The 1,426-nt window shown below is 61.0% G+C and carries 3 protein-coding genes and 1 tRNA gene; 3 read left to right on the top strand and 1 reads right to left on the bottom strand.

Annotated features, from left to right (window positions below; translation table 11 throughout):
• Positions 1–4 precede the first annotated feature (4 nt).
• Positions 5–81, top strand: a tRNA-Met gene (locus tag ACS5Q1_RS47915).
• Positions 82–127: 46 nt separating this feature from the next.
• Here ACS5Q1_RS47915 and ACS5Q1_RS47910 read toward each other — a convergent pair.
• Positions 128–292, bottom strand: coding sequence for a hypothetical protein (locus tag ACS5Q1_RS47910; RefSeq protein WP_473104787.1), 165 nt, complete (start codon positions 290–292; stop codon positions 128–130).
• Positions 293–344: 52 nt separating this feature from the next.
• Here ACS5Q1_RS47910 and ACS5Q1_RS47905 point away from each other — a divergent pair, with 52 nt between their 5' ends.
• Positions 345–1,154, top strand: coding sequence for a tellurite resistance TerB family protein (locus ACS5Q1_RS47905; RefSeq protein ID WP_473104786.1), 810 nt, complete (start codon positions 345–347; stop codon positions 1,152–1,154).
• Between the two features lie 80 nt (positions 1,155–1,234).
• The coding region (locus tag ACS5Q1_RS47900; RefSeq protein ID WP_473104785.1) for an IS630 transposase-related protein at positions 1,235–1,426 on the top strand (192 nt) is incomplete at its 3' end.

Raw genomic sequence — 1,426 nt, 5'->3', positions numbered from 1 at the left:
TTGGCGCGGGGTGGAGCAGCCCGGTAGCTCGTCAGGCTCATAACCTGAAGGTCACAGGTTCAAATCCTGTCCCCGCAACCAACACGAAAAACCCTCGAATGGCTCCGCCTTCGAGGGTTTTTGCTGTTCAGAGCTTGGATTCGATTGGGGCCTCCCAAACAAGGCCCAGCAGCTTCACAGCTACACAGACAGCCAACCAATCCAACAAAAATGCCCTGGATGTGAGAACCACGCCGAACGGAGCCGTGATGGCCAGCCCCATGGTCTTGTCGAGCATAAGAACCTGAACCATTCTGCGGCCCTTCCGTTGTTCTTTGCTGGATTGAAGACAATGGGAGGACCTTATGGTCGATTACAGGAAGCTTCTGGATGCATTCGTCGGAGCCATTGGCCGTCCTGATCATCGGAATCCCGGCCAGTCCAGCCAGGGAGGAGCCAAGCAGCCGACCGAGAAGAACGTGACGCAGATCGCCGGTCAGACACCCGACCAACTCCTCCAGAAAGCCAAGGATTTTGCCGCTCAACATCCCGGCCTGACCCAGACGGCGCTGGTCAGTCTGGCAGGTCTTTTGTTCAAGGGGCGCAAGAAGGGCAAGCTGACCGGCAACCTGGTCAGACTCGGCGGCCTCGCCGTCATTGGCGGGCTGGCTTACAAGGCCTATCAGAACCAGCAAGCCGCCAAGGGACCGGCAGGAGAGGGGACCAGTGCGCCGAGCACTCCGGTAGGCCAGGCCGATGAGGCTGTTGCACAATCCGCTCTGAACCTGCCCGAGGTATCGCGATTTCATCCGGTCTCGCAAACCGAGGACGATGCGCTCCTCTTCCTCCGCACCATGGTGGCGGCTGCTTCCGCCGATGGGCATATCGATCAGGCCGAGCGGTCGCGAATCATCAAGGGAATCGCGGAAGCTGGTATCGATCCGGAATCCAGTCACTGGTTGGACAACGAGATGGCCTCGCCTGCCGATGTCGAGGAGCTTGCCGCTAACGTCAACGATCCGGAAATGGCGGCGCAGGTCTATGCAGCCGCGCGCATCGCCATCGATCCCGACACGATTCAGGAGCGTGAATTCCTGCATCAGCTAGCCGAGGCGCTCGATCTCGATCCGGCCATGCGCTCGCAGATCGACGACACCGCCGGCGCTCTGAGCTAGAGCGCCGGATTGGAAATCAGACTCCTGGGCTTCTGTGCGAGACCGAGCTGTGATTCACTGCTTGGAACGGGAGGTGGATCATGGGTCATTGCTATTCCCTGGATCTACGGGTGCGCGTCGCCGACTTTGTCGAGGCAGGTCATTCCTGCCGGGCGGCAGCCCAGCACTTTGACGTCAGCGAGAGTTTCGCCATCAAGCTGGTGCGGCGAACGCGGGACACCGGCTCGCCGGCGCCGGCCCGGCAAGGCCGCCCGCCGGGAGGCGGCAAGCTG

The organism is Microvirga sp. GN3 (assembly GCF_055792825.1).
This window is presented reverse-complemented; position numbering and strand designations above follow the sequence as displayed.